This window comes from Geitlerinema sp. CS-897 (genome assembly GCF_028368005.1).
Classification (GTDB): Bacteria; Cyanobacteriota; Cyanobacteriia; order Cyanobacteriales; family Geitlerinemataceae; genus Baaleninema; species Baaleninema simplex.
This window is the reverse complement of the sequence record NZ_JAQNCQ010000109.1, coordinates 1-4,182: the sequence shown is the minus strand read 5'-3', so window position 1 is coordinate 4,182 and position 4,182 is coordinate 1. Positions and strand designations below refer to the sequence as shown.

The window sequence follows — 4,182 nt, the reverse complement described above, 5'->3', positions numbered from 1 at the left end:
TCACGCACCTTTTACAGTGAACAGTCAACAGTGAGCAGTGAACAGTGAGGACAGTTAACAGTGAGTAGTTTCTCCCCTTCTCGACCTCTAACGCAACTTCCCTCGTAACTCGTCAGCTTTCGCCAGCAAATCCGATCGCGTCCAGGTTTCTTGTTCTCCCGTTTTCAACCATTTGAGGTTGACGGTTCCCGCTTCAGCTTCCGCATCGCCGAGAACCAAACAGGCCGCTGCACCGCTGCGATCGGCTCGTTTGAACTGTTTCCCAAAGGCACTTCCGCTCAAGTCCATTTCGACGCTGAATCCCGTTCGGCGTAACTGTTGAGCGAGCAATACCGCCGTCGATTCGGCTCGATCGCCACGAGACACGAGATAAAAATCGAGGGCGCGATCGCTCGTTTTCCCGAGCTGCTGCAACAGGTAAATCAACCGCTCCAATCCGATCGCCCAACCCACCGCTGCTGTGGGTTTTCCGCCGAGTTGTTCGACTAAACCGTCGTAACGGCCGCCGCCACAGACGGTCGCCTGAGAGCCGAGATCGTCGGATTGGATTTCAAAGGCGGTGTGAGTGTAGTAATCGAGTCCCCGTACCAGAGTCGGCGTCAGTTCGTAAGCAATTCCCAACTGTGAAAGTAACGCGCACACGCGATCGAAGTGCCGTTTCGAGTCGTCGCTGAGATAGTCGAGGATACTGGGGGCGTTTTTCGCGATCTCGCCGGTTTTCGGGTCTTTACTGTCGAGAATTCGCAGGGGATTGCGCGTCAGACGGTCTTGAGAGTCTTTATCGAGATCGTCTTTGTAGGGAGTAAAGTACTCCACTAACGCTTGACGGTACGTTTCGCGATCGTCGCCCCGTCCGACGGAGTTAATCGCCAAATGCAGGTTTTTCAACCCCAGGGTTTTGAAAATATCCGTGGCGATCGCGATGACTTCAGCGTCGGCTCGAGGATCGTCAGTTCCCAACACCTCGACGCCGATTTGGTGAAACTGACGCTGGCGTCCAGCTTGAGGACGCTCGTAGCGGAACATCGGCCCCAAATACCAGAGACGCTGAACGCCTCCAGCGGCGTAGAGGTTATGTTCGATGTAAGAACGAACCACTCCGGCGGTTCCCTCGGGACGCAGGGTAATCGAGCGATCGCCGCGATCGACGAAAGTATACATTTCTTTTCCTACCACGTCCGTCGCTTCCCCAATTCCCCGCTCGAACAGTTCCGTTTGCTCGAAAATGGGCGTCCGAATTTCGCGATAGGCGGCTTGTTGGAGAATTTCTCTCGCCGTCTCTTCAACAGTTTGCCAGTCAGTGGATTCCTCGGGAAGAATATCCCGCGTTCCGCGAATTGCTTGCAGTTTAGACATCGATCGACCGTAACTCTAAGAATTTCGTTAAATCTCGACAACCCATCTTTAAGATTCGACTTCGATGGCCTGCCAAGGCCCGAAGCGATCGCCATAATAGGCTAACACCCGTTCGAGGGTCGATCGACAGGTAGCGTCGGCCTCTGTCGCCGTTTCGATCCACAATCCGCCGATTTGACTGCGATAGTAATCGAAATCCGTCGCCGTTTGCGGTAACAACCCCGCATCGACCCCGTCGATTTGCCGTAAATGGGCGACGACTTCGCGATAAACGGTCAGGGGCAACGTGGAAATAGAAAAATACTGACGAGAGCGATCGGTCATGACATCCTATCCTTTAACACGAATTTTGCGATCTCAAAAAATTCACGATTTCACCCTTAGCGATCGAGGGGATTTCGCGGTGACACGGTCTGCTACAATTTGACGTTACACCCAAACCTCAAACTTGCAGACAAACGACAATCTCAGCAGGACATAAATTTTTATACCCTGTTTTTCCGATTTATTTCAATTCAAAAATATTCGTCAAGGGTAGCACTCAAAAAAGAGACGCCCCGAAACCTGAAAAAGATCGCTCAAATTCTAGATCGACGCCTTGGACGAGAATCAAATTTGAGATCGAGGGGCTTCGATGCGACGAGACACCCGAGGTTTAAATCGAATAAATCGAACGAATAACACCCCTAAGAGGCCACTTCCGGTTCGACACTATCGACCGGTTCTCCAACCTGTTCGAGCGGACGGTTCGAGTGAGAAGCAAAACTCGGTTGAGGGAGCGTGCAGCAATTCACATCGTCTAAACAGACTTTGCCCCAACGCAATGCCCATCTGACTAAAGCTACTCGATTCTCCGTTTCCGTTTTACTCAAAATATTACTAATATGGTTATCGACGGTGCGTTTGCTAATCTCTAAACTATCGGCAACTTCTTGATTGGTTAATCCCGAAGCAACCAATTCGATAACCTGTAACTCTCGATCTGACAAGAGCGGTAGGGCGTGGGATTCAGTTCCGGACATAACCTTTACTTATCCGTGTATATCTACTTATTACCATTTTAGGCAATTTTGCGCGAAAACTCACGCCGAAACGGGGTTTGAAACTCTAGAAATCTCTCGTCCGAACAAACGATCGCTCGCGTTGAGGGCGAGGGGGTACGAAAAATCGCGCAGACTCAAATCTAAAACATGATGCAATTGTGGACATTGACTCGACGACAGCGGAACGTTCTCCTCGCAGCGGCCGCCGTGTCCTCCGCCTGCGGGCTGGCGATCGAGTTGTTACTCGGAACCCTCGCCAGCTACCTGGTGGGAAATCAAGCCCTTTCGTTTGGCGTCGCGGTGGGAGGATTTCTCGCCGCGATGGGGTTGGGGTCTTATCTGAGTCAGTTCGTCGCTGTGGAGGACACGCCGGGAAAGCCCCTGAAGACCCAACTCCTCGAACGGTTCGTTCAAGTGGAACTGGCCATCGCTCCCGCTTCGGCGTTTCTACCGTTATTGCTGTTCGTCCTCTTCGTTGTCAACCGTTCTCTGTGGTTGGGACTGATTCTCGTCACGGTGATTTTGGGAATTCTGGCGGGGTTGGAAGTTCCCCTGCTGACGCGGATGATGGAGAGCGATCGCGGCGTGAAAGACGCTCTGGCTGGAGTGTTAGCTTTAGATTACGCCGGGGCGTTGGTGGGGTCGCTGGCGTTTCCCGTATTGCTGCTTCCGATATTCGGACTGTTTCCCACCGCCGCGATTCTCGGGTCGTTTCCGGCGTTGATGGTGTTTCTCATCGGGCGATCGTTCCCTGAAATGAAACGTTGGGGACTCGTCGGACTCGCGACTTGCGCGGCTTTGTGGGCGATCGCCCCGCTAACCGTTCCCCTCGGCGATCGTCTCGAAAATCGATTGTACGACGCTCCCGTCGTGGCTCGCGTTCAAACTCAATACCAACGCATCGTCCTCACCCGCTGGAATCGCGACGTGAGACTCTATCTCGACGGCGAACTTCAGTTTTCGACGGTAGACGAATACCGCTATCACGAAGCCCTCGTTCACCCGGCGATGAGTGCGAGTGGAACCCCCCGACGGGTGTTAGTCATGGGGGCCGGAGACGGGTTAGCCTTGCGGGAAGTGTTGAAATGGGACGCCGTCGAGAAGGTGGTGTTACTCGAACTCGATCCCAAAGTGGTCAAACTGGCCAGCCAACATCCGTTTTTAGCGCGATCGAACGAGAATTCCTTTTCCGACCCTCGCGTTGAAATCCGGTACGGCGACGCCTTTTCCGTCGCCCCCAGCTTGTCGGAAACCTTCGACGTTATCGTCGCCGACTTTCCCGATCCCGATCGCGAGGCGATCGCCAAACTGTACTCTCATGGATTTTACCTGAGACTGCGATCGCGCCTGACTCCCAACGGCGTCCTCGTCACCCAAGCCTCGAGTCCCTTCTTCGCCACCAAAGCCTTCGCCTGTATCGCCGCCACCCTCAACGCAGCGGGTTTCTCCTCTTATCCCTATACCATCGACGTACCCAGTTTCGGACCTTGGGGATTCGTCCTCGCCACCCAAACCGAATTCGATCCCGCAACACTCCGCCTTCCCATCGCGACTCGCTTTCTGACTCCCGACATCCTACCGGGGTTGTTCCACCTTCCCGCCGACATTTCCCTAGACAATGTTGAAATTAACCGACTCGTCCATCCTAAAATCGTTCAATATCAAACCGAAGGACGCTGGCAAATGTATTAATCGATCGTTGATGGGGAACAGTCACCAGTCACCAGTCACCAGTCACCAGTCACCAGTCACCAGTCACCAGTCGCCAGTCGCCAGTGAAGAC

3 protein-coding genes and 1 pseudogene are annotated in these 4,182 nt (G+C 53.5%); 1 reads left to right on the top strand and 3 read right to left on the bottom strand.

Annotation, left to right across the window (positions count from 1 at the left end; translation table 11 throughout):
* Nucleotides 1-87: 87 nt before the first annotated feature.
* From hisS to pedR, 3 genes and pseudogenes are all read right to left on the bottom strand, one after another.
* Nucleotides 88-1,356 carry a histidine--tRNA ligase gene (gene hisS / locus POG22_RS06545; RefSeq protein ID WP_498904297.1) on the bottom strand — a complete coding sequence of 423 codons (1,269 nt, stop codon included), beginning with the start codon at nucleotides 1,354-1,356 and terminating at the stop codon, nucleotides 88-90.
* A 48-nt stretch (nucleotides 1,357-1,404) separates the two neighbouring features.
* The gene (locus POG22_RS06540) at nucleotides 1,405-1,680 is read right to left on the bottom strand and encodes a hypothetical protein (RefSeq protein WP_017663230.1); all 276 of its coding nucleotides are present in this window, start codon (nucleotides 1,678-1,680) and stop codon (nucleotides 1,405-1,407) included.
* Nucleotides 1,681-2,120: 440 nt separating this feature from the next.
* A pseudogene (gene pedR, locus POG22_RS06535) lies at nucleotides 2,121-2,378 on the bottom strand (photosynthetic electron transport-dependent transcriptional regulator PedR); the annotation flags it as partial.
* Nucleotides 2,379-2,549: 171 nt separating this feature from the next.
* On the opposite strand from pedR, the gene POG22_RS06530 reads away from it, so the two are divergent.
* Complete coding sequence (locus tag POG22_RS06530) at nucleotides 2,550-4,091, top strand: polyamine aminopropyltransferase (protein WP_498904299.1); 1,542 nt, start codon at nucleotides 2,550-2,552, stop codon at nucleotides 4,089-4,091.
* Nucleotides 4,092-4,182: the final 91 nt, after the last annotated feature.